The 627-nt window shown below is 62.4% G+C and carries 1 protein-coding gene; it reads left to right on the top strand.

What is annotated here, in order from left to right; genetic code table 11:
* Positions 1-155: 155 nt before the first annotated feature.
* A partial coding sequence (locus AAFO60_RS20830) for a terminase large subunit domain-containing protein (protein WP_347958149.1) occupies positions 156-627 on the top strand: 472 nt, incomplete at its 3' end.

The raw sequence follows: 627 nt of genomic DNA on the forward strand, positions 1-627 counted from the left end.
GACCAAAGACGAAGCGGACCGGCACCCGAAGGCAAGGCACAGGAGGCGTTACACTTGACAATGATTCCCATTAAGGACGGGGGTGAACCGGTTTGAAGGCGGGTCCGAAGGCTGCGGTCAGTGATGCCCCGTTGCCGTTCCGTCCCAGGTCAACGGTGGAATCGGAACGGTTCCTGGCGTTCGCTGACAAGTTCTTGCGGGTACCGAAGGGCACGAATGCTCGCGGGAAGCTGCACCTGCGTCCGTGGCAGGTGGAGATCGCCGAGGATGTTCTCGACTCGGGTGCTCGCACGGTCGGTCTGATGCTTCCTCGCGGATCAGGGAAGACGACGTTGAATGCGGCGATCGCCTTGTACGTGTTCTTCTGTTGGGGCGATGGCGCGAACGTGGTGATCTTCGCTGTCGACGAGCGCCAGGCAGGTCTGGCGTTCTCTGCAGCCCGTCGCATGGTGGAGTTGTCCCCGGAGTTGGCTGAACGCTGCCAGGTGTTCAAGGACCGCCTGTACATTCCGGCGACCGACTCGTCGTTCGCTGTATATCCGGCTTCCCCTGCCGCCGCCGAGGGTCTGGACTATGTGCTGGCGATCGTCGACGAGGCCGGCGTCGTGAACCGTGACCTGTTCGAGG

It is taken from the genome of Gordonia aichiensis (genome assembly GCF_039946255.1).
GTDB classification, from domain to species: Bacteria; Actinomycetota; Actinomycetes; order Mycobacteriales; family Mycobacteriaceae; genus Gordonia; species Gordonia aichiensis_A.